The 24,018-nt window shown below is 70.6% G+C and carries 23 protein-coding genes; 22 read left to right on the top strand and 1 reads right to left on the bottom strand.

Annotated features, from left to right (window positions below):
• Positions 1-79: 79 nt before the first annotated feature.
• The 9 genes from mltG to nusB all read left to right on the top strand — a co-directional run bounded on the left by mltG (position 80) and on the right by nusB (position 8,706).
• Positions 80-1,777, top strand: a complete 1,698-nt coding sequence (mltG, locus tag AB0M99_RS09370) for an endolytic transglycosylase MltG (protein WP_365918268.1) — start codon at positions 80-82, stop codon at positions 1,775-1,777.
• The gene (locus AB0M99_RS09375; protein WP_365918270.1) at positions 1,774-2,601 is read left to right on the top strand and encodes a shikimate dehydrogenase; all 828 of its coding nucleotides are present in this window, start codon (positions 1,774-1,776) and stop codon (positions 2,599-2,601) included. The genes mltG and AB0M99_RS09375 overlap by 4 nt, the downstream gene beginning before the upstream one ends.
• 163 nt (positions 2,602-2,764) lie before the next feature.
• Positions 2,765-3,949 (top strand): chorismate synthase, encoded by a 1,185-nt coding sequence (gene aroC, locus AB0M99_RS09380; protein ID WP_365918272.1) that lies wholly within the window; start codon positions 2,765-2,767, stop codon positions 3,947-3,949.
• Complete coding sequence (locus AB0M99_RS09385; RefSeq protein ID WP_365918273.1) at positions 3,946-4,464, top strand: shikimate kinase; 519 nt, start codon at positions 3,946-3,948, stop codon at positions 4,462-4,464. The genes aroC and AB0M99_RS09385 overlap by 4 nt, the downstream gene beginning before the upstream one ends.
• Positions 4,461-5,552, top strand: a complete 1,092-nt coding sequence (gene aroB / locus AB0M99_RS09390) for a 3-dehydroquinate synthase (RefSeq protein ID WP_365918275.1) — start codon at positions 4,461-4,463, stop codon at positions 5,550-5,552. Before AB0M99_RS09385 ends, aroB begins: the two co-directional genes overlap by 4 nt.
• Positions 5,553-5,648: 96 nt before the next feature.
• The gene (locus tag AB0M99_RS09395; RefSeq protein ID WP_365918277.1) at positions 5,649-6,431 is read left to right on the top strand and encodes an AAA family ATPase; all 783 of its coding nucleotides are present in this window, start codon (positions 5,649-5,651) and stop codon (positions 6,429-6,431) included.
• A 102-nt stretch (positions 6,432-6,533) separates the two neighbouring features.
• Positions 6,534-7,643 carry an aminopeptidase P family protein gene (locus tag AB0M99_RS09400; protein ID WP_365918279.1) on the top strand — a complete coding sequence of 370 codons (1,110 nt, stop codon included), beginning with the start codon at positions 6,534-6,536 and terminating at the stop codon, positions 7,641-7,643.
• 59 nt (positions 7,644-7,702) lie between these two features.
• Positions 7,703-8,269, top strand: a complete 567-nt coding sequence (efp, locus tag AB0M99_RS09405; RefSeq protein ID WP_365918281.1) for an elongation factor P — start codon at positions 7,703-7,705, stop codon at positions 8,267-8,269.
• Positions 8,270-8,271: 2 nt separating this feature from the next.
• Positions 8,272-8,706 (top strand): transcription antitermination factor NusB, encoded by a 435-nt coding sequence (nusB, locus tag AB0M99_RS09410; protein WP_365918283.1) that lies wholly within the window; start codon positions 8,272-8,274, stop codon positions 8,704-8,706.
• 185 nt (positions 8,707-8,891) lie between these two features.
• Here the strand turns inward: nusB and bldD are convergent, their stop codons facing one another.
• Positions 8,892-9,392: a transcriptional regulator BldD gene (bldD, locus tag AB0M99_RS09415; RefSeq protein ID WP_069929708.1), complete on the bottom strand. Its 501-nt coding sequence runs from the start codon at positions 9,390-9,392 to the stop codon at positions 8,892-8,894.
• 231 nt (positions 9,393-9,623) lie between these two features.
• Between bldD and pyrR the strand changes: the two genes are divergently transcribed.
• The 13 genes from pyrR (at position 9,624) to metK (ending at position 23,996) form a co-directional block, all read left to right on the top strand.
• A complete protein-coding gene (gene pyrR, locus AB0M99_RS09420; protein ID WP_365918286.1) occupies positions 9,624-10,217 on the top strand; it encodes a bifunctional pyr operon transcriptional regulator/uracil phosphoribosyltransferase PyrR in 594 nt (197 codons plus the stop codon).
• Positions 10,218-10,318: 101 nt separating this feature from the next.
• Positions 10,319-11,308 (top strand): aspartate carbamoyltransferase catalytic subunit, encoded by a 990-nt coding sequence (locus tag AB0M99_RS09425; RefSeq protein ID WP_365918288.1) that lies wholly within the window; start codon positions 10,319-10,321, stop codon positions 11,306-11,308.
• A 2-nt stretch (positions 11,309-11,310) separates the two neighbouring features.
• On the top strand, positions 11,311-12,597 hold the full coding sequence (locus AB0M99_RS09430) for a dihydroorotase (protein ID WP_365918290.1): 1,287 nt from the start codon (positions 11,311-11,313) through the stop codon (positions 12,595-12,597).
• Entirely contained in the window at positions 12,594-13,184 is a 591-nt protein-coding gene (locus AB0M99_RS09435) for a hypothetical protein (protein WP_365918292.1), read from the top strand. The genes AB0M99_RS09430 and AB0M99_RS09435 overlap by 4 nt, the downstream gene beginning before the upstream one ends.
• Positions 13,181-14,323 carry a glutamine-hydrolyzing carbamoyl-phosphate synthase small subunit gene (carA, locus tag AB0M99_RS09440; RefSeq protein ID WP_365918294.1) on the top strand — a complete coding sequence of 381 codons (1,143 nt, stop codon included), beginning with the start codon at positions 13,181-13,183 and terminating at the stop codon, positions 14,321-14,323. Before AB0M99_RS09435 ends, carA begins: the two co-directional genes overlap by 4 nt.
• Positions 14,316-17,624, top strand: coding sequence for a carbamoyl-phosphate synthase large subunit (carB, locus tag AB0M99_RS09445; RefSeq protein WP_365918296.1), 3,309 nt, complete (start codon positions 14,316-14,318; stop codon positions 17,622-17,624). Before carA ends, carB begins: the two co-directional genes overlap by 8 nt.
• 95 nt (positions 17,625-17,719) lie before the next feature.
• Complete coding sequence (locus AB0M99_RS09450; RefSeq protein ID WP_365918298.1) at positions 17,720-18,829, top strand: quinone-dependent dihydroorotate dehydrogenase; 1,110 nt, start codon at positions 17,720-17,722, stop codon at positions 18,827-18,829.
• Positions 18,830-18,831: 2 nt separating this feature from the next.
• Positions 18,832-19,674 (top strand): orotidine-5'-phosphate decarboxylase, encoded by an 843-nt coding sequence (gene pyrF, locus AB0M99_RS09455; RefSeq protein ID WP_365918300.1) that lies wholly within the window; start codon positions 18,832-18,834, stop codon positions 19,672-19,674.
• A 302-nt stretch (positions 19,675-19,976) separates the two neighbouring features.
• Positions 19,977-20,300 carry an integration host factor gene (locus tag AB0M99_RS09460; protein ID WP_008740406.1) on the top strand — a complete coding sequence of 108 codons (324 nt, stop codon included), beginning with the start codon at positions 19,977-19,979 and terminating at the stop codon, positions 20,298-20,300.
• Between the two features lie 61 nt (positions 20,301-20,361).
• A complete protein-coding gene (gmk, locus tag AB0M99_RS09465) occupies positions 20,362-20,925 on the top strand; it encodes a guanylate kinase (RefSeq protein WP_365918302.1) in 564 nt (187 codons plus the stop codon).
• 71 nt (positions 20,926-20,996) lie between these two features.
• On the top strand, positions 20,997-21,269 hold the full coding sequence (gene rpoZ, locus AB0M99_RS09470) for a DNA-directed RNA polymerase subunit omega (RefSeq protein ID WP_004948662.1): 273 nt from the start codon (positions 20,997-20,999) through the stop codon (positions 21,267-21,269).
• 110 nt (positions 21,270-21,379) lie between these two features.
• Positions 21,380-22,594: a bifunctional phosphopantothenoylcysteine decarboxylase/phosphopantothenate--cysteine ligase CoaBC gene (coaBC, locus tag AB0M99_RS09475; protein ID WP_365918304.1), complete on the top strand. Its 1,215-nt coding sequence runs from the start codon at positions 21,380-21,382 to the stop codon at positions 22,592-22,594.
• 193 nt (positions 22,595-22,787) lie between these two features.
• A complete protein-coding gene (gene metK, locus AB0M99_RS09480) occupies positions 22,788-23,996 on the top strand; it encodes a methionine adenosyltransferase (protein WP_365918306.1) in 1,209 nt (402 codons plus the stop codon).
• The last annotated feature ends 22 nt before the right edge of the window (positions 23,997-24,018 follow it).

Here is a 24,018-nt window from a genome sequence, read left to right on the forward strand (position 1 = left end):
TCGCCCACCACCAAAGAGGCGGTACCGGGTGTCGCGGCAGACGGAGCCGCGGCCTTCGTCTCGCGGCTCTAGGGGATCGATGACTGAGTATGGCCGGGGCCCTGGCCCCGAACCGTGGCACCCTGAGGACCCGCAGTACGGGGACCAGGGGTGGATCGGGCACGAGACCCAGCAGGGGCAGATGCCCTACGGCGGCACGCAGCAGCAGTATCCGCAGGAGCCGCAGTACCAGCAGGAGCCGCAGTACCAGCAGCAGTACGCGCAGCAGCCGGTCCAGTACCAGCAGCCGCAGCAGTACCAGCAGCACCCGCAGCAGGCCCAGCACCCGCAGCACCACCAGCCCCAGCACCACCAGAACCCGCAGCAGCCGATGTACGGGGACCAGGGCTGGGACACCGGCCAGGGCCAGTACGCGGGCGTCCCGCAGGCCGTGGACCCGTACGCGGGCCTCGACCCGTACGCCCAGCAGCAGCCCGTCGCCGGCTACCCCGGCGAGGCCCCCGACCTCTACGGCACGGCCGAGGCCTACCCGCCGCCGCAGCCCCCGGGCCGGCGCCACCTGGCCACGGAGCCCGAGGAGCAGTGGGAGGCCGACGAGGACGAGTCCTCGCTCCCGGCCGGCGGCGGAGGCGACGACGGCGACGAGCCCCCCGGCAGCGGCCGCCGTTCCGGCCGCTCGAAGGACCAGCCGAAGAAGCGCAGCGGCATGGCCTGCCTCATCGCGGCCGTCGTCATCATCGGTGTGGTCGGCGGTGGCGGCTACTACGGCTACACCTACCTGAAGTCCAAGTTCGGCGCCGCCGAGGACTATGCGGGAGAGGGCACCGGCTCCGTCTCCATCGACATCCCCAAGGGCACCGGCCTCGGCGAGATGGGCCGCATCCTCAAGGCGCACGGCGTCGTCGCGAGCGCACAGGCCTTCGTCACCGCCGCCAACGCGCACCCCAAGGGCGGGGCCATCCAGGCCGGCTCGTACGTGATGAAGGAGCACATGTCGGCCAAGGCCGCCGTAGAGCTCATGGCCAACGGCGCCGGCGTCAACGCCCTCGACGTCATCCCGGGCTGGCGCAACGTCCAGGTCTACGAGGCGATCGACAAGCGGCTCAAGCTCCAGGACGGCACGACGCGCGACATCGCCACCAAGGAGTTCAAGACCCTCGGGCTGCCCGACTGGGCGAACAGCAACCCGAAGATAAAGGATCCGCTGGAGGGCTTCCTCTACCCGGCGCGGTACGACCTGAAGAAGGACGCGACCCCGCAGAGCCTGCTCAAGGACATGGTGGCCAAGGCCAACCAGGCCTACGGGAACGCCGACCTCAAGGGCCAGGCCACGAAGCTCGGCCTGCAGAACCCGCTCCAGCTCGTCACCGTCGCGAGCCTCGTCCAGGCCGAGGGCCGCTACCAGCACGACTTCGACAAGATCTCCCGAGTCGTCTACAACCGCCTCAAGCCGGGCAACACCGAGACGTACGGCCTGCTCGACTTCGACTCCACCGTCAACTACATGAAGGGCCAGAGCACCCTCGACATCGGTTCCGTCGACGAGCTCCGCAAGATCGACGACCCGTACAACACGTACAAGATCAAGGGCCTGCCGGCCGGTCCGATCGGCAACCCGGGTCCGGACGCGCTGAAGTCGGCGCTCAACCCGGAACCCGGCCCGTGGTACTACTTCGTGTCGGTCAACGAGAACGAGACGCTGTTCGCCGTGACCAACGCCGAGCACAACCGCAACCGCGAGCGGTACGAGCAGGAACGGAAGAAGACCGGACAGTGATACGCCGCGCAGCAGTGCTGGGTTCGCCCATCGAGCATTCCCTCTCCCCGGTGCTGCACCGCGCCGCTTACCAGGAGCTCGGCCTCGACGACTGGTCCTACGACCGCTTCGAGATCGACGAGGCCGCGCTCCCGCAGTTCGTCGAAGGACTCGGCCCCGAGTGGGCCGGGCTGTCCCTGACGATGCCGCTGAAGCGGGCGGTCATCCCGCTGCTCGACGGCATCAGCGACACGGCCGCCTCCGTGGAGGCGGTCAACACCGTCGTCCTCACCGGGGACGGCCGCCGGGTCGGTGACAACACCGACATCCCCGGCCTGATCTCCGCGCTGCGCGAACGGGGCGTGGAGAAGGTGGAGTCCGCCGCCGTCCTCGGCGCGGGCGCCACCGCCTCCTCGGCCCTCGCCGCGCTCTCGCGGATCTGTTCCGGCGAGGTCACCGCGTACGTACGCTCCTCGGCCCGGGCCGCGGAGATGCGCCAGTGGGGCGAGCGGCTCGGCGTGGCCGTACGTACGGCCGACTGGTCGGACGCGGCCCGGGCGCTGACCGCGCCGCTGGTGATCGCGACCACCCCGGCCGGTGCCACGGACGAGCTGGCCGCCGCCGTGCCCGCGACCCCGGGCACCCTGTTCGACGTGCTGTACGACCCCTGGCCCACCGCGCTCGCGGCCGCCTGGACGCAGCGGGGCGGGAACCTCCTCGGCGGCCTGGACCTCCTGGTCCACCAGGCCGTCCTCCAGGTCGAGCAGATGACGGGCCGCACCCCCGGTCCGCTCGCCGCCATGCGGGCCGCCGGTGAGGCGGCCCTGCGCGGCCGCCACATGTAGGGAGCGGATAGTCCCGCCCGTCACCGTGCGTGGGTGCGTCGTCGTCCGACAGTTGGACCGGGGGCGGCGCACCGGCCCGGACATGGGAGGATCGGGTAAGGCGGGCCGGGCCGCGCACCCGATCGCGCCGTCGCTGTACCAGGCGCGAGCATGAGGAGCATCGTTGAGCAGGTTGCGTTGGCTGACCGCCGGGGAATCGCACGGACCGGCACTGGTCGCGACGCTGGAGGGGCTTCCCGCCGGCGTCCCGGTCACCACCGAGCTGGTGGCCGATCACCTCGCCCGGCGCCGGCTCGGCTACGGGCGCGGTGCCCGGATGAAGTTCGAGCAGGACGAGGTGACCTTCCTCGGCGGTGTCCGCCACGGTCTGTCGCTCGGTTCGCCGGTCGCCGTGATGGTCGGCAACAGCGAGTGGCCCAAGTGGGAGACGGTCATGTCGGCCGACCCCGTCGACCCCTCGCTGCTGAAGGACACCGGCCGCAACGCGCCGCTGACCCGGCCGCGGCCCGGCCACGCCGACCTCGCCGGCATGCAGAAGTACGGCTTCGACGAGGCCCGGCCGATCCTGGAGCGCGCCAGCGCCCGTGAGACCGCCGCCCGCGTCGCCCTCGGCGCCATCGCCCGCTCCTTCATCAAGGAGGTCGCGGGCATCGAGATCGTCTCGCACGTGGTCGAACTGGCCGCCGCCAAGGCCCCGTACGGCGTCTACCCGACCCCCGCCGACGTCGAGAAGCTCGACGCCGACCCGGTCCGCTGCCTCGACGCCGACGCGTCGAAGGCGATGGTCGCGGAGATCGACCAGGCCCACAAGGACGGCGACACCCTCGGCGGCGTCGTCGAGGTCCTCGCGTACGGGGTACCGGTCGGACTCGGCTCGCACGTCCACTGGGACCGCCGCCTCGACGCACGCCTCGCGGGCGCGCTCATGGGCATCCAGGCCATCAAGGGCGTCGAGGTCGGCGACGGCTTCGACCTCGCCCGCGTGCCCGGTTCGCAGGCGCACGACGAGATCGTCTCCACCCCCGAGGGCCTCAAGCGCACCTCCGGCCGCTCAGGCGGCACCGAGGGCGGCCTGACCACCGGCGAACTGCTGCGCGTACGGGCCGCTATGAAGCCCATCGCGACCGTGCCGAAGGCCCTCGCGACCGTGGACGTCGCCACCGGCGAGGTCGCGGTCGCCCACCACCAGCGCTCCGACGTCTGCGCCGTGCCCGCCGCGGGCATCGTCGCCGAGGCCATGGTCGCGCTGGTGCTGGCCGACGCGGTCGTCGAGAAGTTCGGCGGGGACTCGGTGCCCGAGACCCGGCGCAACGTCCGGGCGTACCTCGACAACCTGCAGATCCGGTGACGGGCGGACCGCTGGTCGTCCTGATCGGCCCCATGGGGTCCGGCAAGTCCACGGTGGGGGAGCTGCTCGCCGAGCGGCTCGGCGCGGCCTACCGCGACACCGACGCGGACATCGTCGCGGCCCAGGGCCGCGAGATCTCGGACATCTTCGTCGACGAGGGCGAGCCGCACTTCCGTGAGCTGGAGCGGCAGGCGGTCGCGGCCGCCGTCGCCGAGCACACCGGGGTCCTCGCCCTCGGCGGCGGCGCAGTCCTCGACGCGGGGACGCGCGCGCTGCTGGCCGGGCTGCCCGTCGCCTACCTGTCGATGGACGTCGAGGAAGCCGTACGGCGCGTGGGCCTCGGCACCGCGCGCCCGCTGCTCGCCGTCAACCCGCGCCGCCAGTGGCGCGAGCTGATGGAGGCCCGGCGCCCCCTGTACACCGAAGTCGCGAGAGTCGTGGTGGCCACCGACGACCGCACCCCCGAAGAGGTCGCCCAGGCGGTCCTCGACGCTCTGGAGTTGAAGGACGTATGACAGACCAGGTGACGCGGATCCACATCGGCGCGAGCGCCGGAAACGACGCGTACGACGTGCTGGTCGGGCACCAGCTGCTCGGCGAGCTGGGCGGCCTGATCGGCAGCAGGGCCCAGCGGGTCGCCGTGATCCACCCCGAGGCGCTCGCCTCCACCGGTGAGGCGCTGCGCGACGACCTCGCCGAGCAGGGCTACGAGGCCGTCGCCATCCAGGTGCCGAACGCCGAGGAGGCCAAGACGGCCGAGGTCGCGGCGTACTGCTGGAAGGCGCTCGGCCAGTCCGGCTTCACCCGCAGCGACGTCATCGTCGGCGTCGGCGGCGGCGCCACCACCGACCTCGCGGGCTTCGTCGCGGCCACCTGGCTGCGCGGGGTGCGCTGGATCGCCGTGCCGACCACCATCCTGGCCATGGTGGACGCGGCGGTCGGCGGCAAGACCGGCATCAACACCGCCGAGGGCAAGAACCTCGTCGGCTGCTTCCACCCGCCGGCGGGCGTCCTGTGCGATCTCGCAGCGCTGGAGTCGCTGCCGGTCAACGACTACGTCAGCGGCCTCGCCGAGATCATCAAGGCCGGTTTCATCGCCGACCCGGTGATCCTCGACCTGGTCGAGGCGGACCCGGAGGCGGCACGTACGCCCGCCGGACCGCACACGGCCGAGCTGATCGTGCGCTCCATCCAGGTCAAGGCCGACGTGGTCTCCAGCGACCTCAAGGAGTCGGGGCTGCGCGAGATCCTCAACTACGGCCACACCCTCGCGCACGCCATCGAGAAGAACGAGCGCTACAAGTGGCGCCACGGCGCCGCCGTATCGGTCGGCATGGTCTTCGCCGCCGAGCTCGGCCGGCTCGCGGGCCGCCTCGACGACGCGACGGCCGACCGGCACAAGGCGGTCCTCGCATCGGTGGGGCTGCCGCTGACCTACCGCGGCGACCAGTGGCCCAAGCTGCTGGAGACCATGAAGGTCGACAAGAAGTCGCGCGGTGACCTGCTGCGCTTCATCGTCCTCGACGGGCTGGCCAAGCCGACCGTCCTGGAGGGTCCCGACCCGGCCGTTCTGATGGCGGCGTTCGGCGAGGTCGCGGCCTGACCCCCGCCGATGACCGGCGGGCGTGAACCGCCGGACATCTGCAGTCGTATAACGTTCTCGCATCAGTCGCGCGGGAACGAGACGGAGTGGCACCGGATGCAGCATGGAGTGGGTGGCGGGGGTTGGGAGCCGTCGGGTCAGCACCCGGCGGCGCCCCCGCAGCCGCCGATACCCCCTGCGCAGGGCTGGCCGGTGCCTCCCGTGCCGGCGTCCGCGCCACCCGTACAGCACGCGCCGATGGCGCCCGCCGCGATGGCCGCGCCGACCCCCGACGGGGCCACCGGGCACATCCCGCTGCCGCCCGCGGTCCCGGGGACCGGCGGGGCCACGCTGGCCGTCCTGCTCATCGGCCCCGCCGGGGCGGGCAAGACCACGGTGGCCCGGCACTGGGCCGGCACCCGCCCCGTCCCCACCGCGCACGTCAGCCTGGACGACGTACGTGAATGGGTGTGCTCGGGCTTCGCCGACCCGCAGGCGGGCTGGAACGACCACTCCGAGGCCCAGTACCGCCTCGCCCGCCGCACCTGCGGCTTCGCCGCCCGCAACTTCCTCGCGAACGGCATCTCCTGCATCCTCGACGACGCCGTCTTCCCCGACCGGCCGGTGGTCGGTCTCGGCGGCTGGAAGCGCCACGTGGGCCCCGCCCTGCTCCCCGTGGTGCTGCTGCCGGGCCTGGAGATCGTCCTGGAGCGCAACGCGGCCCGCTCCGGCAACCGCAGGCTCTCCGACGAGGAGGTCGCGCGGATCCACGGCCGCATGGCGGGCTGGTACGGCTCCGGGCTGCCGATCATCGACAACTCGCACCTCGACGTCGAAGGCACCGCCCGCGCCCTCGACGAGGCCCTGGCCAGGGCCATCACGGCGCCCCCGCCCTGGTGATGCCGGGACGACGGCCGCCGAGGGTCCCGCCCGGCGCCCGCCCCGCCCCGTCCGGACGCGCTCACCAGGCCGGATGCGCCGTGCGCTCGTAGGCTCGAAAACATGTCAGACGTGTACGCGGCCCGCCGGGGCCTGCTTCGCGACCGCTGTGCCGCCGCGGGGAACGCCGCCGCACTGATCACGCGTCCGGCGAACGTCCGCTACCTCTCCGGGGCGTCACCGCTGGGCGCCGTACTGCTGGTCGGACCGGGCGGCGAGGACATGCTGTTCTGCGCCGGCCCGCCCACCGGGGAGGCCGACGAAGGACGCCTCGACGAGCGGCTGCGGCTCTCCGTGCTGGCGGCCCCCGGCGGCGATCCGGCCGTCGCGGCCGCCGACATGGCGGCCTCCGCGCGGGCCGATTCCCTCGCCGTCGAGGAGCACCACCTCACCGTCGGACGCCACCGCGCCCTGGGGTCCGTCGCGCCCAGGCTGCGCCTCACGGACCTCGGTACGGCCGTCGAGCAGCAGCGCCTCGTCAAGGACGAGGAGGAGATCGCCTGCCTGCGGATCGCCGCGGAGATCGCCGACCAGGCCCTGGGAGAGCTCCTGGAGTCGATCCTCGTGGGCCGCACCGAGCGGCACCTGGCCCTGGAGCTGGAGCGCCGCCTCGTCGACCACGGGGCCGACGGCCCCGCGTTCCCGACCTCCGTCGGCACCGGGCCGCACTCGGGCCGCTCCCGCCACCGGCCCTCCGACCGGCGGGTGGAGGAGGGCGACTTCCTCTCCGTCTGCCTGGGGGCGAACTACCGCGGCTACCGGTGTGAGATCGGACGTACCTTCGTGATCGGCACCACCCCCGCCGACTGGCAGATCGAGCTGTACGACCTGGTCTTCGCCGCCCAGCGGGCCGGCCGGGAAGCCCTGCTGCCCGGCGCCGCCTACCGCGATGTGGACCATGCCGCGCGTTCCGTACTCGACTCGGCGGGTCACGGGGAGGCCCTCGCTCCGTGGACCGGACACGGCGTCGGCCTCGAAATCGACGAGGACCCGCAGCTTGCACCTACGGCAATGGGTAAACTGGACGCTTGCGTGCCGGTCACCGTCGAACCGGGGGTTCACCTCCCGGGCCGGGGAGGTGTCCGGATCGATGACACGCTCGTCGTACGCCCCGAGGCGGACGGCGGTCCCGAGCTACTCACCATTACGACCAAGGAGCTGCTCGCGCTCTAGTCCGCCGTGGCGGACTGTGCGCGCACCCGTGGTCTTCCAGTGCAGGAGATTCCGCAACCGTGGCTTCCACGAACGACCTCAAGAACGGCATGGTGCTGAAGCTCGACGGGGGCCAGCTCTGGTCCGTCGTCGAGTTCCAGCACGTCAAGCCCGGCAAGGGCCCGGCCTTCGTGCGCACCAAGCTGAAGAGCGTGATGTCCGGCAAGGTCGTCGACAAGACGTTCAACGCCGGCACGAAGGTCGAGACGGCCACCATCGACCGCCGCGACATGCAGTTCTCGTACATGGACGGCGAGTACTTCGTCTTCATGGACATGGAGACCTACGACCAGCTCATGGTCGACAAGAAGGCCGTCGGCGACGCCGCCAACTTCCTGATCGAGGGCTTCACCGCCTCCGTGGCCCGCCACGAGGGCGAGGTGCTCTACATCGAGCTCCCGGCCGCCGTCGAGCTCGTCATCGAGCACACCGACCCGGGCGTCCAGGGCGACCGCTCCACCGGCGGCACCAAGCCGGCGCGCCTGGAGACCGGCCACGAGATCCAGGTCCCGCTCTTCGTCAACACGGGCGAGAAGGTCAAGGTCGACACCCGCACCAGCGACTACCTCGGCCGGGTGAACAGCTAACCGTGGCTGCCCGGAGCAACGCGCGCAAGCGCGCTTTCCAGATCCTGTTCGAGGCCGACCAGCGCGGGGTGTCCGTGCGCGAGGTCCTCGCGGACTGGATCCGCCACGCGAGGTCGGACGACCGGCAGCCGCCGGTCAGCGCCTTCACGATGGATCTCGTCGAGGGGTACGCCGACAAGGTGGACCGCATCGACGACCTGATCATCACCTACGCCGTGGACTGGGACCTCGACCGCATGCCGGTCGCGGACCGGAACATCGTGCGCCTCGGTGCGTACGAGCTGATCTGGGTGGACGACACCCCGGACGCCGTGGCCATCGACGAGGCCGTCCAGCTGGCCAAGGAGTTCTCGACGGACGAGTCGCCCTCGTTCGTGAACGGACTGCTCGGCCGGTTCAAGGACCTGAAGCCGAACCTGCGCCGCAGCGAGAGCTGACGCGCGCACCGCTTCACGCTTCATACGGAAGGGCCCGCAGCGCACGCGCACGCGCTGCGGGCCCTTCCGTCATGCGCGGCCGTGCGGCGGGAGAGCGCGGGTACGAAAAAACCGGCGGGCACCGGGAGCCTCTCGGCTCTCCCGGCACCCACCGGTAACGTTTCTGCTGGTCCAGGGCCCAGGGACTAGATGTCCTCGTGCGCCACGGCGCGACGGGCATCGGCGTCCAGGACTCCCCAGCTGATGAGCTGCTCGGTCAGGACCGAGGGGGACTGGTCGTAAATGACGGCGAGGGTGCGCAGGTCGTCCTGGCGGATCGACAGCACCTTGCCGTTGTAGTCGCCGCGCTGGCTCTGGATCGTCGCGGCGTAACGCTGCAGCGGTCCGGCCTTCTCGGCGGGTACGTGGGCCAGGCGCTCCAGGTCGAGGCGCAGCTTCGGCGGCGGCTCGGCAGCCCCGCCGGGAGTCGTCCCCGGCAGCAGTTCCTGAACCGGCACCCCGTAGAAGTCCGCCAGCTCGGCAAGGCGCTGGACGGTCACGGCGCGGTCCCCGCGCTCGTAAGAACCGACCACTACGGCCTTCCACCGGCCCTGGGACTTCTCCTCGACACCGTGGAGGGAAAGGCCCTGCTGGGTGCGGATGGCGCGGAGCTTGGCCCCGAGCTGTTTGGCGTATTCGCTGGACATAAGGCTCCCGGACGCTGTGACGACGAGCGGCTCCGCCGCGCGGCTGGTAACTCACTGTGAGGTTACGCAGCGTTACTTGGGTGCGTCAAGCCGAATGGTCACCAACCCCCTCTTAGAGGGGCTCCGGCCAGCCCCGATGCAGTTTCGCCGGATTCTCCCTGGTACCGTGGAACGCGTACATCAGACGTCCTTTAAGGTCCGTCCCGTGAGGCGGAGAAGGAGGTCCTTTTCATGGACACTCAGAACGCTGCCCAGAGCTCTGGGCTCTCCGATGCCGTGCGTCCCGTACTCGACGCACAGGACATCGCCCGGGTCCTGACCCGCATCGCCCACGAGATCGTCGAACGCGCCAAGGGCGCCGACGACGTGGTGCTCCTCGGCATTCCCACCCGCGGTGTGTACCTGGCCCGCCGGCTGGCCGCCAAGCTCGAAGAGATCACCGGTACGAAGATCCCGGTCGGCTCCCTCGACATCACCATGTACCGCGACGACCTGCGGATGAAGCCCGCCCGCGCGATCGGCCGCACCGAGATCCCCGGCGACGACATCGACGGCCGCCTCGTGGTCCTCGTCGACGACGTGCTCTTCTCCGGGCGCACCATCCGCGCCGCCCTCGACGCCCTCGGCGACATCGGCCGCCCCCGCGCCGTGCAGCTCGCCGTCCTCGTCGACCGCGGCCACCGCGAGCTGCCGATCCGCGCCGACTACGTCGGCAAGAACCTCCCCACGTCGTTGCGGGAGACCGTCAAGGTCCTGCTCCAGGAGGAGGACGGCCGGGACGCCGTACTGCTCGGCCAGCGGACCGACCGGGCAGCCGGGCTCTAGCCCGCACGCGCCACGGGCCCCCGGGTCCGCGCCGCAGCCTGCCCTGCCCGTACCTCCAGCCAGCCCGGCTCTCTGCCCTCCCCGACTTACGGAGCACCCAGATGAAGCGCCACCTCATCTCGGCCGCCGATCTCACGCGCGACGACGCCGTCCTCATCCTCGACACCGCCGAGGAGATGGCACGCGTCGCGGACCGGCCGATAAAGAAGCTGCCGACCCTGCGCGGCCGCACGATCTGCAACCTCTTCTTCGAGGACTCCACCCGCACCCGGATCTCCTTCGAAGCCGCCGAGAAGCGCCTGTCCGCCGATGTGATCAACTTCGCGGCGAAGGGCTCCAGCGTCTCCAAGGGCGAGTCCCTCAAGGACACCGCCCAGACCCTGGAGGCCATGGGCGTCGACGCGGTCGTCATCAGGCACCACGCCTCCGGCGCCCCCTACCGGCTCGCGACCTCCGGCTGGATCGACGCCCCGGTCATCAACGCCGGTGACGGGACCCACGAGCACCCCACCCAGGCCCTGCTCGACGCCTTCACCATGCGCCGCCGCCTGGTCGGCAAGGACGCCGGGCTCGGCAAGGACCTGGACGGCCGCCGCATCACCATCGTCGGCGACGTCCTGCACAGCCGGGTCGCCCGCTCCAACGTCCAGCTGCTGCACACCCTCGGCGCCGAGGTGACCCTGGTGGCACCGCCCACCCTGGTACCGGTCGGCGTCGAGACCTGGCCGTGCGAGATCTCGTACAGCCTCGACGACGCACTGCCGAAGTCCGACGCGGTCATGATGCTGCGCGTCCAGCGCGAGCGCATGAACGCGGCCTTCTTCCCGACCGAGCGCGAGTACTCCCGCCGCTACGGCCTGGACGGCGCCCGCATGGCGCGGATGCCGGAGCACGCCATCGTCATGCACCCCGGCCCGATGGTCCGCGGCATGGAGATCACCGCCGAGGTCGCCGACTCCGACCGCTGCACGGTCGTCGAGCAGGTCGCCAACGGCGTCTCCATCCGGATGGCCGTCCTGTACCTGCTGCTCGGGGGATCCGAGCCCGCCGTCACCACCACCAGCACGCCCCGCACCGAGGAGAGCAAGTAAAGATGAGCAAGATCCTTATCCGTGGCGCGAAGGTACTCGGTGGCGACGTCCAGGACGTCCTGATCGACGGCGAGACCATCGCCGCCGTGGGCGCGAACCTGGACGCCGGCGACGCGACCGTCATCGAGGCCGGGGGCCAGATCCTCCTCCCGGGCCTCGTCGACCTGCACACCCACCTGCGCGAGCCGGGCCGCGAGGACTCCGAGACCGTCCTCACCGGCACCCGCGCCGCCGCCTCCGGCGGCTACACCGCCGTCTTCGCCATGGCGAACACCTTCCCCGTCGCCGACACCGCCGGCGTCGTCGAGCAGGTCTGGCGCCTGGGCAAGGAGTCCGGCTACTGCGACGTGCAGCCGATCGGCGCCGTCACCGTGGGCCTGGAGGGCAAGCAGCTCTCCGAGCTGGGCGCCATGCACGAGTCCGCCGCCCGCGTCACCGTCTTCTCCGACGACGGCAAGTGCGTCGACGACGCGGTGATCATGCGCCGCGCCCTGGAGTACGTGAAGGCCTTCGGCGGCGTCGTCGCCCAGCACGCCCAGGAGCCCCGCCTGACCGAGGGCGCCCAGATGAACGAGGGCATCGTCTCGGCCGAGCTGGGCCTCGGCGGCTGGCCGGCCGTCGCCGAGGAGTCGATCATCGCCCGCGACGTCCTGCTCGCCGAGCACGTCGGCTCCCGCGTGCACATCTGCCACCTGTCCACCGCGGGCTCCGTCGAGATCGTCCGCTGGGCCAAGTCCCGCGGCATCGACGTGACCGCCGAGGTCACCCCGCACCACCTGCTCCTCACCGACGAGCTGGTCCGCTCGTACAACCCGGTCTACAAGGTCAACCCGCCGCTGCGCACCGAGCGCGACGTCATGGCCCTGCGCGAGGCGCTCGCCGACGGCACGATCGACATCGTCGCCACCGACCACGCCCCGCACCCGCACGAGGACAAGGACTGCGAGTGGGCCGCCGCCGCCATGGGCATGGTGGGCCTGGAGACCGCGCTGTCCGTCGTCCAGCAGACGATGGTGGAGACCGGACTGCTCGACTGGGCGGGCGTCGCGGAGCGCATGTCCCACGCTCCGGCGCGCATCGGCAGCCTGGAGAACCACGGCCGGCCCGTCTCGGCAGGTGAACCCGCGAACCTGACCTTGGTCGATACCTCGTACCGTGGACCCGTGGACCCCGCACACTTCGCCTCCCGCAGCCGCAACACGCCTTACGAGGGCCGTGAGCTGCCGGGTCGCGTCACTCACACCTTCCTGCGGGGCCGGGCAACGGTCGTGGACGGGAAGCTGGCGTGACACCTGCAGTAATCCAACTGGCCGCCGAGGCCGCCGAACGACAGTCGGCGGAGGTGACGGACTGGGGTGCCCGCATCGCGTGGGTGATCGGTCTGCTCGCCTTCATCGCCTTCGTGTACTGGCTGATGCGGCAGGGCTGGAAATGGCGCGGCACCCTGCAGAGCGATCTGCCGGAGCTGCCCGTCGCCCCCGGCGGTCTCCCCGCGCACCGGCTGGCGCTGACCGGCCGGTACCACGGGTCCACCACCGCAGGGCAGTGGCTCGACCGGATCGTCGCCCATGGTCTGGGCGTCCGCAGCCGGGTCGAGCTCACGCTCACCGACGCGGGCCTCGACGTGGTCCGTCCGGGTGCCACCGACTTCTTCGTACCGGCCGCGCAACTGCGCGGCGCCCGCCTCGACAAGGGAATCGCGGGCAAGGTACTCACCGAGGGCGGTCTGCTCGTCGTCACATGGGCGCACGGCGACAGGCTGATCGACTCCGGATTCCGCTCCGACCGCGCGGCCGAACACGCCGCCTGGGTTCGAAGCATCGACACGCTAGTAACACAGAACTCATCCATCACGACGGAAGGCGCCGAACGATGACGACCTCCACCAGGGGAGCAGCCAAAGCTCCCGCCGTACTCGTCCTGGAGGACGGTCGGATCTTCCGCGGCCGCGCCTACGGCGCTGTGGGGGAGACCTTCGGCGAGGCCGTGTTCTCCACCGGCATGACCGGCTACCAGGAGACCCTCACCGACCCGTCGTACCACCGGCAGGTCGTCGTGATGACCGCCCCGCACGTGGGCAACACCGGCGTCAACGACGAGGACCCCGAGTCCTCCCGCATCTGGGTGGCCGGGTACGTCGTACGCGACCCCGCCCGCGTCCCGTCCAACTGGCGCTCGCAGCGCTCGCTGGACGAGGAACTGGTCAAGCAGGGCGTCGTCGGCATCTCCGGCATCGACACCCGCGCCCTGACCCGCCACCTGCGCGAGCGCGGCGCCATGCGCGTCGGCATCTTCTCCGGCGAGAGCCTCGCCGACGACGCGGCGCTGCTGGCCCGTGTCCTGGAAGCCCCGCAGATGAAGGGCGCCGACCTCTCCGCCGAGGTCGCCACCAAGGAGACGTACGTCGTCCCCGCCATCGGCGAGAAGAAGTTCACCGTGGCCGCCGTGGACCTCGGCATCAAGGGCATGACCCCGCACCGGATGGCCGAGCGCGGCATCGAGGTGCACGTGCTCCCCGCCACCGCCACCGTCGAGGACGTCTACGCGGTCAACCCCGACGGCGTGTTCTTCTCCAACGGCCCGGGCGACCCGGCCACCGCCGACGGCCCCGTCGCCGTCATGCAGGGCGTCCTGGAGCGCAGGACCCCGCTCTTCGGCATCTGCTTCGGCAACCAGATCCTGGGCCGCGCGCTCGGCTTCGGCACGTACAAGCTGAAGTACGGGCACCGCGGCATCAACCAGCCGGTCCAGGACCGCACCACCGGCAAGGTCGAGGTCACCGCGCACAACCACGGCTTCGCCGTGGACGCGCCCCTCGACAAGGTCTCCGAGACCGCCTACGGCCGCGCCGAGGTCTCCCACGTCTGCCTCAACGACAACGTGGTGGAAGGCCTCCAGCTGCTCGACCAGCCGGCCTTCAGCGTCCAGTACCACCCCGAAGCGGCAGCCGGCCCCCACGACGCCGCCTACCTCTTCGACCGTTTCGTATCCCTGATGGAGGCCGAGCGTGCCTAAGCGCACCGATATCCAGTCCGTCCTGGTCATCGGCTCCGGCCCGATCGTCATCGGCCAGGCCGCCGAGTTCGACTACTCCGGCACCCAGGCCTGCCGCATCCTCAAGGCCGAGGGCCTGCGGGTCATCCTGGTGAACTCCAACCCCGCGACGATCATGACCGACCCGGAGATCGCCGACGCCACGTACGTCGAGCCGATCACCCCCGAGTTCGTCGAGAAGATCATCGCGAAGGAGCGCCCCGACGCGCTGCTCCCGACCCTCGGCGGCCAGACCGCGCTGAACACCGCCATCTCCATGCACGAGCAGGGTGTGCTGGAGAAGTACGGCGTCGAGCTCATCGGCGCCAACGTCGAGGCCATCAACAAGGGCGAGGACCGCGACCTCTTCAAGGGCGTCGTCGAGGCCGTCAAGGCCAAGATCGGCTACGGCGAGTCCGCCCGCTCGGTCATCTGCCACTCGATGGACGACGTCATCAAGGGCGTCGACACCCTCGGCGGCTACCCCGTCGTCGTGCGCCCCTCCTTCACCATGGGCGGCGCCGGCTCCGGCTTCGCCCACGACGAGGAAGAGCTGCGCCGCATCGCCGGCCAGGGCCTGACGCTCTCCCCGACCACCGAGGTGCTCCTGGAGGAGTCCATCCTCGGCTGGAAGGAGTACGAGCTGGAGCTGATGCGCGACACCAAGGACAACGTGGTCGTCGTCTGCTCCATCGAGAACTTCGACCCGATGGGCGTGCACACCGGTGACTCGATCACCGTCGCCCCGGCGATGACGCTCACCGACCGCGAGTACCAGCGGCTGCGCGACATCGGCATCGCGATCATCCGCGAGGTCGGCGTCGACACCGGCGGCTGCAACATCCAGTTCGCGATCGACCCGGTCGACGGCCGCGTCATCGTCATCGAGATGAACCCCCGCGTCTCGCGCTCCTCGGCGCTCGCGTCGAAGGCCACCGGCTTCCCGATCGCCAAGATCGCCGCCAAGCTGGCCATCGGCTACACGCTCGACGAGGTCCCCAACGACATCACCGAGAAGACCCCGGCCTCCTTCGAGCCGACCCTCGACTACGTCGTCGTCAAGGCCCCGCGCTTCGCCTTCGAGAAGTTCCCGCTCGCCGACTCCACCCTCACCACCACCATGAAGTCGGTGGGCGAGGCCATGGCCATCGGCCGCAACTTCACCGAGGCCCTCCAGAAGGCCCTGCGCTCCCTGGAGAAGAAGGGCTCGCAGTTCACCTTCGTCGGCCCGGTCGGCGACAAGGCCGAGCTCCTCGCCACCGCGGTCCGCCCGACCGACGGCCGCATCAACACCGTCATGCAGGCCATCCGCGCCGGCGCCACCCAGGAAGAGGTCTTCGAGTCCACGAAGATCGACCCCTGGTTCGTCGACCAGCTCTTCCTGATCAAGGAGATCGCCGACGAGCTGGCCGCCGCCGAGAAGCTCCACCCCGAGCTCCTCGCCGAGGCCAAGCGCCACGGCTTCTCCGACGCCCAGATCGCCGAGATCCGCGGTCTGCGCGAGGACGTCGTCCGCGAGGTCCGCCACGCGCTCGGCGTCCGCCCGGTCTACAAGACGGTCGACACCTGCGCCGCCGAGTTCGCCGCGAAGACCCCGTACTTCTACTCCTCGTACGACGAGGAGTCCGAGGTCGCCCCGCGCACCAAGCCCGCGGTCATCATCCTGGGCTCCGGCCCGAACCGCATCGGCCAGGGCATCGAGTTCGACTACTCCTGCGTCCACGCCTCCTTCGCGCTCAGCGACGCCGGCTACGAGACCGTGATGGTCAACTGCAACCCGGAGACCGTCTCCACCGACTACGACACCTCCGACCGCCTGTACTTCGAGCCGCTCACGCTCGAAGACGTGCTGGAGATCGTCCACGCCGAGTCCCTCGCCGGCCCGATCGCCGGTGTCGTCGTCCAGCTCGGCGGCCAGACCCCCCTCGGTCTCGCCCAGGCGCTCAAGGACAACGGCGTCCCCGTCGTCGGCACCTCCCCGGAGGCCATCCACGCCGCCGAGGACCGCGGCGCCTTCGGCCAGGTCCTCGCCGAGGCCGGCCTGCCGGCCCCCAAGCACGGCACGGCCACCACCTTCACCGGTGCCAAGGCCATCGCCGACGAGATCGGCTACCCCGTCCTCGTCCGTCCGTCGTACGTGCTCGGCGGCCGCGGCATGGAGATCGTCTACGACGAGGCGCGGCTGGAGTCGTACATCGCCGAGTCCACCGAGATCTCCCCGACCCGCCCCGTGCTGGTCGACCGCTTCCTCGACGACGCGATCGAGATCGACGTAGACGCCCTCTACGACGGCACCGAGCTCTACCTCGGCGGCGTCATGGAGCACATCGAGGAAGCCGGCATCCACTCCGGCGACTCGGCCTGCGCCCTGCCCCCGATCACCCTCGGCGGCTACGACATCAAGCGCCTGCGCGCCTCCACCGAGGCCATCGCCAAGGGCGTCGGCGTCCGCGGCCTGATCAACATCCAGTTCGCGATGGCGGGTGACATCCTCTACGTGCTGGAGGCCAACCCGCGCGCCTCCCGGACCGTCCCCTTCACCTCGAAGGCGACCGCCGTCCCGCTCGCGAAGGCCGCCGCCCGCATCTCGCTCGGCACCACCATCGCCGAGCTGCGCGCCGAGGGCATGCTGCCCAGGACCGGCGACGGCGGCACCCTGCCGCTCGACGCGCCGATCTCCGTCAAGGAGGCCGTCATGCCGTGGTCGCGCTTCCGCGACATCCACGGCCGCGGCGTGGACACCGTCCTCGGCCCGGAGATGCGCTCCACCGGCGAGGTCATGGGCATCGACTCCGTCTTCGGCACGGCGTACGCCAAGTCGCAGGCCGGCGCCTACGGCCCGCTGCCCACCAAGGGCCGCGCCTTCATCTCCGTCGCCAACCGCGACAAGCGCTCGATGATCTTCCCGGCGCGCGAGCTCGTCGCCCACGGCTTCGAGCTGCTCGCGACCTCCGGCACCGCCGAGGTGCTGCGCCGCAACGGCATCAACGCCACCGTGGTGCGCAAGCTCAGCGAGGGCGAGGGCCCGGACGGCGAGAAGACCATCGTCCAGCTGATCCACGACGGCCAGGTCGACCTGATCGTCAACACCCCGTACGGCACCGGCGGCCGCCTCGACGGCTACGAGATCCGCACGGCGGCCGTGGCGCGCAGCGTCCCGTGCCTGACGACGGTCCAGGCGCTCGCCGCGGCCGTCCAGGGCATCGACGCGCTCAACCGCGGCGACGTCGGGGTCCGCTCGCTCCAGGAGCACGCGGAGCACCTGACCGCGGCCCGCGACTAGCAGCCCTTACAGCCCGGACACGGGGAGGGGGACACCGGATTCGCTGATGCGACGGGTGTCCCCCTCTTCATGAGCGCACGAGGATTCGACTGACGATGTACAAACTCTTCTTCAACCTGGTCTTCAAGCGGATGGACCCGGAGCAGGCCCACTACATGGCCTTCCGCTGGATCCGCCTCGCGGCCCGCACGCCCGTGCTGCGCACCTTCGTGGCGGCCGCCCTGGCCCCGCGCCACGCGTCCCTGCGCACCGAGGCGCTCGGCCTGCGGATGCACGGCCCCTTCGGCCTCGCGGCGGGCTTCGACAAGAACGCCGTCGCCATCGACGGCATGTCGATGCTCGGCTTCGACCACATCGAGATCGGCACGGTCACCGCCCAGGCGCAGCCGGGCAACCCGAAGAAGCGCCTCTTCCGGCTGGTGCCGGACCGCGCGCTGATCAACCGCATGGGCTTCAACAACGAGGGCTCGGCCGCCGTCGCCGAGCGCCTGGCCACCCGTACGCCGGTCTTCAAGACGGTCGTCGGCGTCAACATCGGCAAGACGAAGGTCGTCCCGGAGGAGGAAGCCGCCGCGGACTACGTCGCCTCGACCGAGCGCCTCGCCCGCCACGCCGACTACCTCGTCGTGAACGTCTCCTCCCCGAACACCCCCGGCCTGCGCAACCTCCAGGCCACCGAGTCCCTGCGCCCGCTGCTGACCGCCGTACGCGAGGCCGCGGACCGAGTGGTCACGGACCGCCGGGTCCCGCTGCTCGTCAAGATCGCGCCGGACCTCGCCGACGAGGACGTCGACGCGGTCGCCGACCTCGCGCTGGAGCTGGGCCTGGACGGCATCATCGCCACCAACACGACGATCGCGCGCGAGGGCCTGGGCCTGCGCTCCGAGCCTTCCCTGGTGAAGGAGACGGGCGGCCTGTCCGGCGCCCCGGTCAAGGAGCGCTCGCTGGAGGTCCTGAGGCGCCTCTACGGCCGCGTGGGGGACCGGCTGGTACTGGTGGGAGTCGGAGGCATCGAGAACGCCGAGGACGCCTGGCAGCGGATCCTGGCCGGCGCGACCCTGATCCAGGGCTACAGCGCCTTCATCTACGAGGGCCCGTTCTACGCCCGCGCCATCCACAAGGGGCTGGCCGCACGGCTGGCCGCCAGCCCGTACGAGACGCTCGCCGACGCGGTGGGCGCCGAGACCCGAAAGGCCGCGCAGTGACCGTGAGCGCCGTGACCCCGTTCGGCACCCGCCTCCGCGAGGCGATGGACACCCGAGGCCCGCTGTGCGTGGGCATCGACCCGCACGCCGCCCTGCTGGCCTCCTGGGGCCTGGAGGACGACATCGCGGGCCTGGAGCGCTTCTCCCGCACCGTCGTGGAGGCGCTGGCCGACTCGGTGGCGGTCTTCAAGCCGCAGGCCGCCTTCTTCGAGCGGTTCGGGTCGAAGGGCGTCGCGGTCCTGGAGCAGACCGTCGCGGACGCGCGGGCCGCGGGGGCCCTGGTCGTGATGGACGCCAAGCGGGGCGACATCGGCTCGACGATGGCCGCCTACGCCGCCGCCTTCCTGGACCCGTCCTCGCCGCTGTTCTCGGACGCGCTGACGGTCTCCCCGTACCTGGGCTACGGCTCGCTGAAGCCGGCCGTGGACCTGGCGCGCGAGTCGGGGGCGGGGCTGTTCGTGCTGGCCCTCACCTCCAACCCGGAGGGCGCGGAGGTCCAGCGGGCGGTGCGGACCGACGGCCTGTCGATCGGCGCGACGATGCTGGCGCACCTGGCGGCGGAGAACGCCGACGCCTCCCCGATGGGCTCCTTCGGGGCCGTGGTGGGCGCCACGCTCGGCGATCTGTCCTCCTTCGACCTGGACATCAACGGGCCGCTGCTGGCCCCGGGCATCGGTGCACAGGGCGCGACGGCGGCCGACCTCCCGGCGGTCTTCGGCGCGGCCGTGCGCAACGTCGTGCCCAACGTGTCGCGCGGCGTCCTGAAGCACGGCCCGGACGCGGCCGCGCTGCGCGCCTCGGCGAAGCAGTTCGCGGACGAGATCCGCGCGGCCGTCGCGGCGTAGTCGCGCGGTTTCGGGTCTTTCCGGGAAGCCGTCGGGCGGGCTCATCGCATCACCTGACGAAATTCGAACGTCTTTCCTCGGACAAAACCAGGGTGGTTTGTCCGTGATGTACGGTTCAGTGGAGGCTGACCAGGACTTTTCGTCCGTTCTCGCTGACTGGAGCGGTCATGGCCGCTAGTCTCCGACCAGAGCGAACGAACAACGATCGAGCACAACCGTTGTTCGGGCACTCGCCTGGTGTGGTGCCTTCGGGCTCCCCACTGGTCCGTATCCGACAGTTCGACATCCGAGGTGACGTAGGCGTGGCTCTTCCGCCCCTTACCCCTGAACAGCGCGCAGCCGCGCTCGAAAAGGCCGCCGCGGCTCGCCGGGAGCGGGCCGAGGTGAAGAATCGACTCAAGCATTCCGGCGCCTCGCTCCAAGAGGTCATCAAGACGGGCCAGGAGAACGACGTCATCGGAAAGATGAAGGTCTCCGCCCTGCTGGAGTCCCTGCCTGGCGTGGGCAAGGTGCGCGCCAAGCAGATCATGGAGCGCCTCGGCATCTCCGAGTCCCGGCGTGTTCGAGGTCTCGGCTCCAACCAGATCGCCTCTCTGGAGCGTGAGTTCGGCACTCCTGCCGGCTGACGCGCCACCTGAAGGGCTCCCGGCGTTCTCAGGCAGTCCCGAGAAGCTGGATAATCGCTCTATGGCAGCAGAGGTTCGTCCGCGGCTGACCGTGCTCTCCGGCCCTTCGGGGGTCGGCAAGAGCACGGTCGTCGCGCATATGCGCAAGGTTCACCCCGAGGTCTGGCTCTCGGTGTCGGCCACCACCCGCAAGCCGCGGCCCGGTGAGCGACACGGAGTCCAGTACTTCTTCGTCAACGACGACGAGTTCGACAAGCTGATCGCCAATGGCGAGCTGCTGGAGTGGGCCGAGTTCGCGGGCAACCGCTACGGCACACCGCGCGGCGCAGTGCTGGAACGCCTGGAGAACGGCGAACCGGTCCTGCTGGAGATCGACCTCCAGGGCGCCCGGCTCGTCCGCGAGTCGATGCCCGAGGCACAGCTGGTCTTCCTGGCCCCACCGAGCTGGGACGAACTGGTCCGCCGGCTCACCGGCCGGGGTACCGAATCGGCGGAGGTGATCGCGCGACGGCTCGACACCGCCAAGATCGAACTCGCTGCCGAGTCCGAGTTCGACACCACCCTGGTCAACACCTCCGTCGAGGACGTGGCGCGCGAGCTGCTAGCCTTGATGGAAGTTGTCTGATCGTTGATCGATTCTTGAATCGGTCGATTCCAGGGCGGCCCAATCTTTCACCCATCTTCGGAAGGTAGAGCGTGTCCTCTTCCATCACTGCGCCCGAGGGCATCATCAACCCGCCGATCGACGAGCTGCTCGAGGCTACTGACTCGAAGTACAGCCTCGTGATCTACGCGGCCAAGCGCGCGCGTCAGATCAACGCGTACTACTCGCAGCTCGGTGAGGGCCTGCTCGAGTACGTCGGCCCGCTGGTGGACACCCACGTCCACGAGAAGCCGCTTTCGATCGCGCTGCGCGAGATCAACGCGGGTCTGCTGACCTCCGAGGCCATCGAGGCCCCGGCTCAGTAAGGCACAGGAATTCCTTTCACCACAGGCCCGGCAGTACATCTGCCGGGCCTGTGGTGTGTCATAGGCCCCATAGGTGTCACAGTGAGATGGATCCTGAAGGGGAGTGCCCGGTGGGTAAGCCGAAGGTCGTGCTGGGAGTCAGCGGCGGGATCGCCGCCTACAAGGCGTGCGAGCTGCTGCGCCGGCTGACCGAGTCCGGTCACGAGGTGAGGGTGGTGCCGACGGCCTCGTCCCTGAACTTCGTCGGCGAGGCCACCTGGGCCGCACTCTCCGGGAACCCGGCCTCCACCGAGGTCTGGGAGACCGTCCACGAGGTGCCGCACGTGCGCATCGGCCAGTCCGCCGACCTCGTCGTCGTCGCCCCGGCCACCGCCGACATGCTCGCCAAGGCCGCCCACGGCCTCGCCGACGACCTCCTGACCAACACGCTGCTCACCGCGCGCTGTCCCGTGGTCTTCGCCCCCGCCATGCACACCGAGATGTGGGAGCACCCCGCCACCCAGGAGAACGTGGCCACCCTGCGCCGCCGCGGAGCCGTCGTCATCGAGCCCGCCGTCGGACGGCTCACCGGCAAGGACACCGGCAAGGGGCGGCTGCCCGACCCCGAGGAGATCTTCGAGGTGTGCCGCGGGGTCCTGGCGCGCGGGACGGCCGAGCCCGACCTCGCCGGACGCCACGTGGTGATCAGCGCCGGCGGGACGCGTGAACCCCTCGACCCGGTCCGCTTCCTCGGCAACCGCTCCTCCGGCAAGCAGGGCTACGCACTCGCCCGCACCGCCGTCGCGCGCGGCGCCCGGGTCACGCTCGTCGCGGCCAACACCGCGCTCGCCGACCCGGCCGGGGTGGACGTCGTACGGGTCGGCACGGCCGTTCAGCTGCGGGAGGCCGTGCTCAAGGCGGCCGCGGACGCCGACGCCGTCGTGATGGCCGCGGCCGTGGCCGACTTCCGGCCGGCCGAATACGCCGGCGGCAAGATCAAGAAGAAGGACGGGGAGGACCCCGCCCCGGTCGCGCTCGTACGCAACCCCGACGTGCTCGCCGAAATCTCCGCCGACCGGGCCCGCGAGGGCCAGATCGTGGTCGGCTTCGCCGCCGAGACGGACGACGTGCTCGCCAATGGGCGCGCCAAACTCCTGCGCAAGGGATGTGACCTTCTCGTCGTCAATGAGGTGGGTGAATCCAAGACCTTCGGTTCCGAGGAGAACGAGGCGGTCATCCTCGCCTCCGACGGGGCCGAGACTCCGGTTCCCTATGGTCCGAAGGAAGCTTTGGCCGCGGTGATTTGGGACCAGGTCGCGGACAGGCTCACATTCCGACGCGCCTGAGTGGCACTCTTTCCGCGGACAAATCCTTGCGCAAGAATGGAGTGCCGCAGGTCACACGGCTCCCAAAGAGCGAGACGGGTGGTCCGGCGTACGGTGGCGACCGATAAACTGCATCCGGAACGTGATCGGGCGCAGCCCCCGATGAAGTTCCGCCAATGATCAGCCAGCAGCCGCTGCAACCCCAGGGAGCGTTGTGTCCCGTCGCCTTTTCACCTCGGAGTCCGTCACCGAGGGTCACCCCGACAAAATCGCTGACCAGATCAGCGACACGATCCTCGATGCGCTCCTCGCCGAGGACCCGACCTCGCGCGTCGCCGTGGAGACCCTCATCACCACCGGTCTCGTCCACATCGCGGGCGAGGTGACGACCAAGGCCTACGCGCCGATCGCCCAGCTCGTACGCGACAAGATCCTCGAGATCGGCTACGACTCCTCGAAGAAGGGCTTCGACGGCGCCTCCTGCGGCGTCTCGGTGTCCATCGGCGCACAGTCCCCCGACATCGCGCAGGGTGTCGACACCGCGTACGAGAAGCGCGTCGAGGGCGACGAGGACGAGCTCGACAAGCAGGGCGCCGGCGACCAGGGCCTGATGTTCGGCTACGCCTGCGACGAGACCCCCGAGCTCATGCCGCTCCCGATCCACATCGCGCACCGCCTCTCCAAGCGGCTGTCCGAGGTCCGCAAGAACGGGACCATCCCGTACCTGCGCCCCGACGGCAAGACCCAGGTCACCATCGAGTACGACGGTGACAAGGCCGTCCGCCTCGACACCGTCGTCGTGTCCTCGCAGCACGCCGCGGACATCGACCTGGACTCGCTGCTCGCACCCGACATCCGCGAGTTCGTCGTCGAGCACGTGCTGGCCCAGCTCATCGAGGACGGCATCAAGCTCGACACCGAGGGCTACCGCCTGCTGGTCAACCCGACCGGCCGCTTCGAGATCGGCGGCCCGATGGGCGACGCCGGCCTCACCGGCCGCAAGATCATCATCGACACCTACGGCGGCATGGCCCGCCACGGTGGCGGCGCCTTCTCCGGCAAGGACCCGTCCAAGGTCGACCGCTCCGCCGCGTACGCGATGCGCTGGGTCGCCAAGAACGTCGTCGCCGCCGGGCTCGCCTCGCGCTGCGAGGTCCAGGTCGCGTACGCCATCGGCAAGGCCGAGCCGGTCGGTCTCTTCGTCGAGACCTTCGGCACCGCCAAGGTCGACGTCCAGAAGATCGAGGAAGCCATCGCCCAGGTCTTCGACCTGCGCCCGGCCGCGATCATCCGCGACCTCGACCTGCTGCGCCCGATCTACGCCCAGACCGCCGCCTACGGCCACTTCGGCCGTGAGCTGCCGGACTTCACCTGGGAGCGCACCGACCGCGTCGACGCCCTGCGCACCGCCGCCGGTCTGTAGCCGAGCCCAGCACCGAGAAGTA

It is taken from the genome of Streptomyces sp. NPDC051183 (genome assembly GCF_040682455.1).
Classification (GTDB): Bacteria; Actinomycetota; Actinomycetes; order Streptomycetales; family Streptomycetaceae; genus Streptomyces.

Excerpts from the sequence above, each read along its gene's own strand:
- mltG (WP_365918268.1), top strand. The coding sequence starts at position 80 with ATGACTGAGTATGGCCGGGGCCCTGGCCCCGAACCGTGGCACCCTGAG.
- aroB (WP_365918275.1), top strand. The coding sequence starts at position 4,461 with ATGACAGACCAGGTGACGCGGATCCACATCGGCGCGAGCGCCGGAAAC.
- AB0M99_RS09395 (WP_365918277.1), top strand. The coding sequence starts at position 5,649 with ATGCAGCATGGAGTGGGTGGCGGGGGTTGGGAGCCGTCGGGTCAGCAC.
- AB0M99_RS09400 (WP_365918279.1), top strand. The coding sequence starts at position 6,534 with ATGTCAGACGTGTACGCGGCCCGCCGGGGCCTGCTTCGCGACCGCTGT.
- bldD (WP_069929708.1), bottom strand. The coding sequence starts at position 9,392 with ATGTCCAGCGAATACGCCAAACAGCTCGGGGCCAAGCTCCGCGCCATC.
- pyrR (WP_365918286.1), top strand. The coding sequence starts at position 9,624 with ATGGACACTCAGAACGCTGCCCAGAGCTCTGGGCTCTCCGATGCCGTG.
- AB0M99_RS09425 (WP_365918288.1), top strand. The coding sequence starts at position 10,319 with ATGAAGCGCCACCTCATCTCGGCCGCCGATCTCACGCGCGACGACGCC.
- AB0M99_RS09430 (WP_365918290.1), top strand. The coding sequence starts at position 11,311 with ATGAGCAAGATCCTTATCCGTGGCGCGAAGGTACTCGGTGGCGACGTC.
- carA (WP_365918294.1), top strand. The coding sequence starts at position 13,181 with ATGACGACCTCCACCAGGGGAGCAGCCAAAGCTCCCGCCGTACTCGTC.
- AB0M99_RS09450 (WP_365918298.1), top strand. The coding sequence starts at position 17,720 with ATGTACAAACTCTTCTTCAACCTGGTCTTCAAGCGGATGGACCCGGAG.
- gmk (WP_365918302.1), top strand. The coding sequence starts at position 20,362 with ATGGCAGCAGAGGTTCGTCCGCGGCTGACCGTGCTCTCCGGCCCTTCG.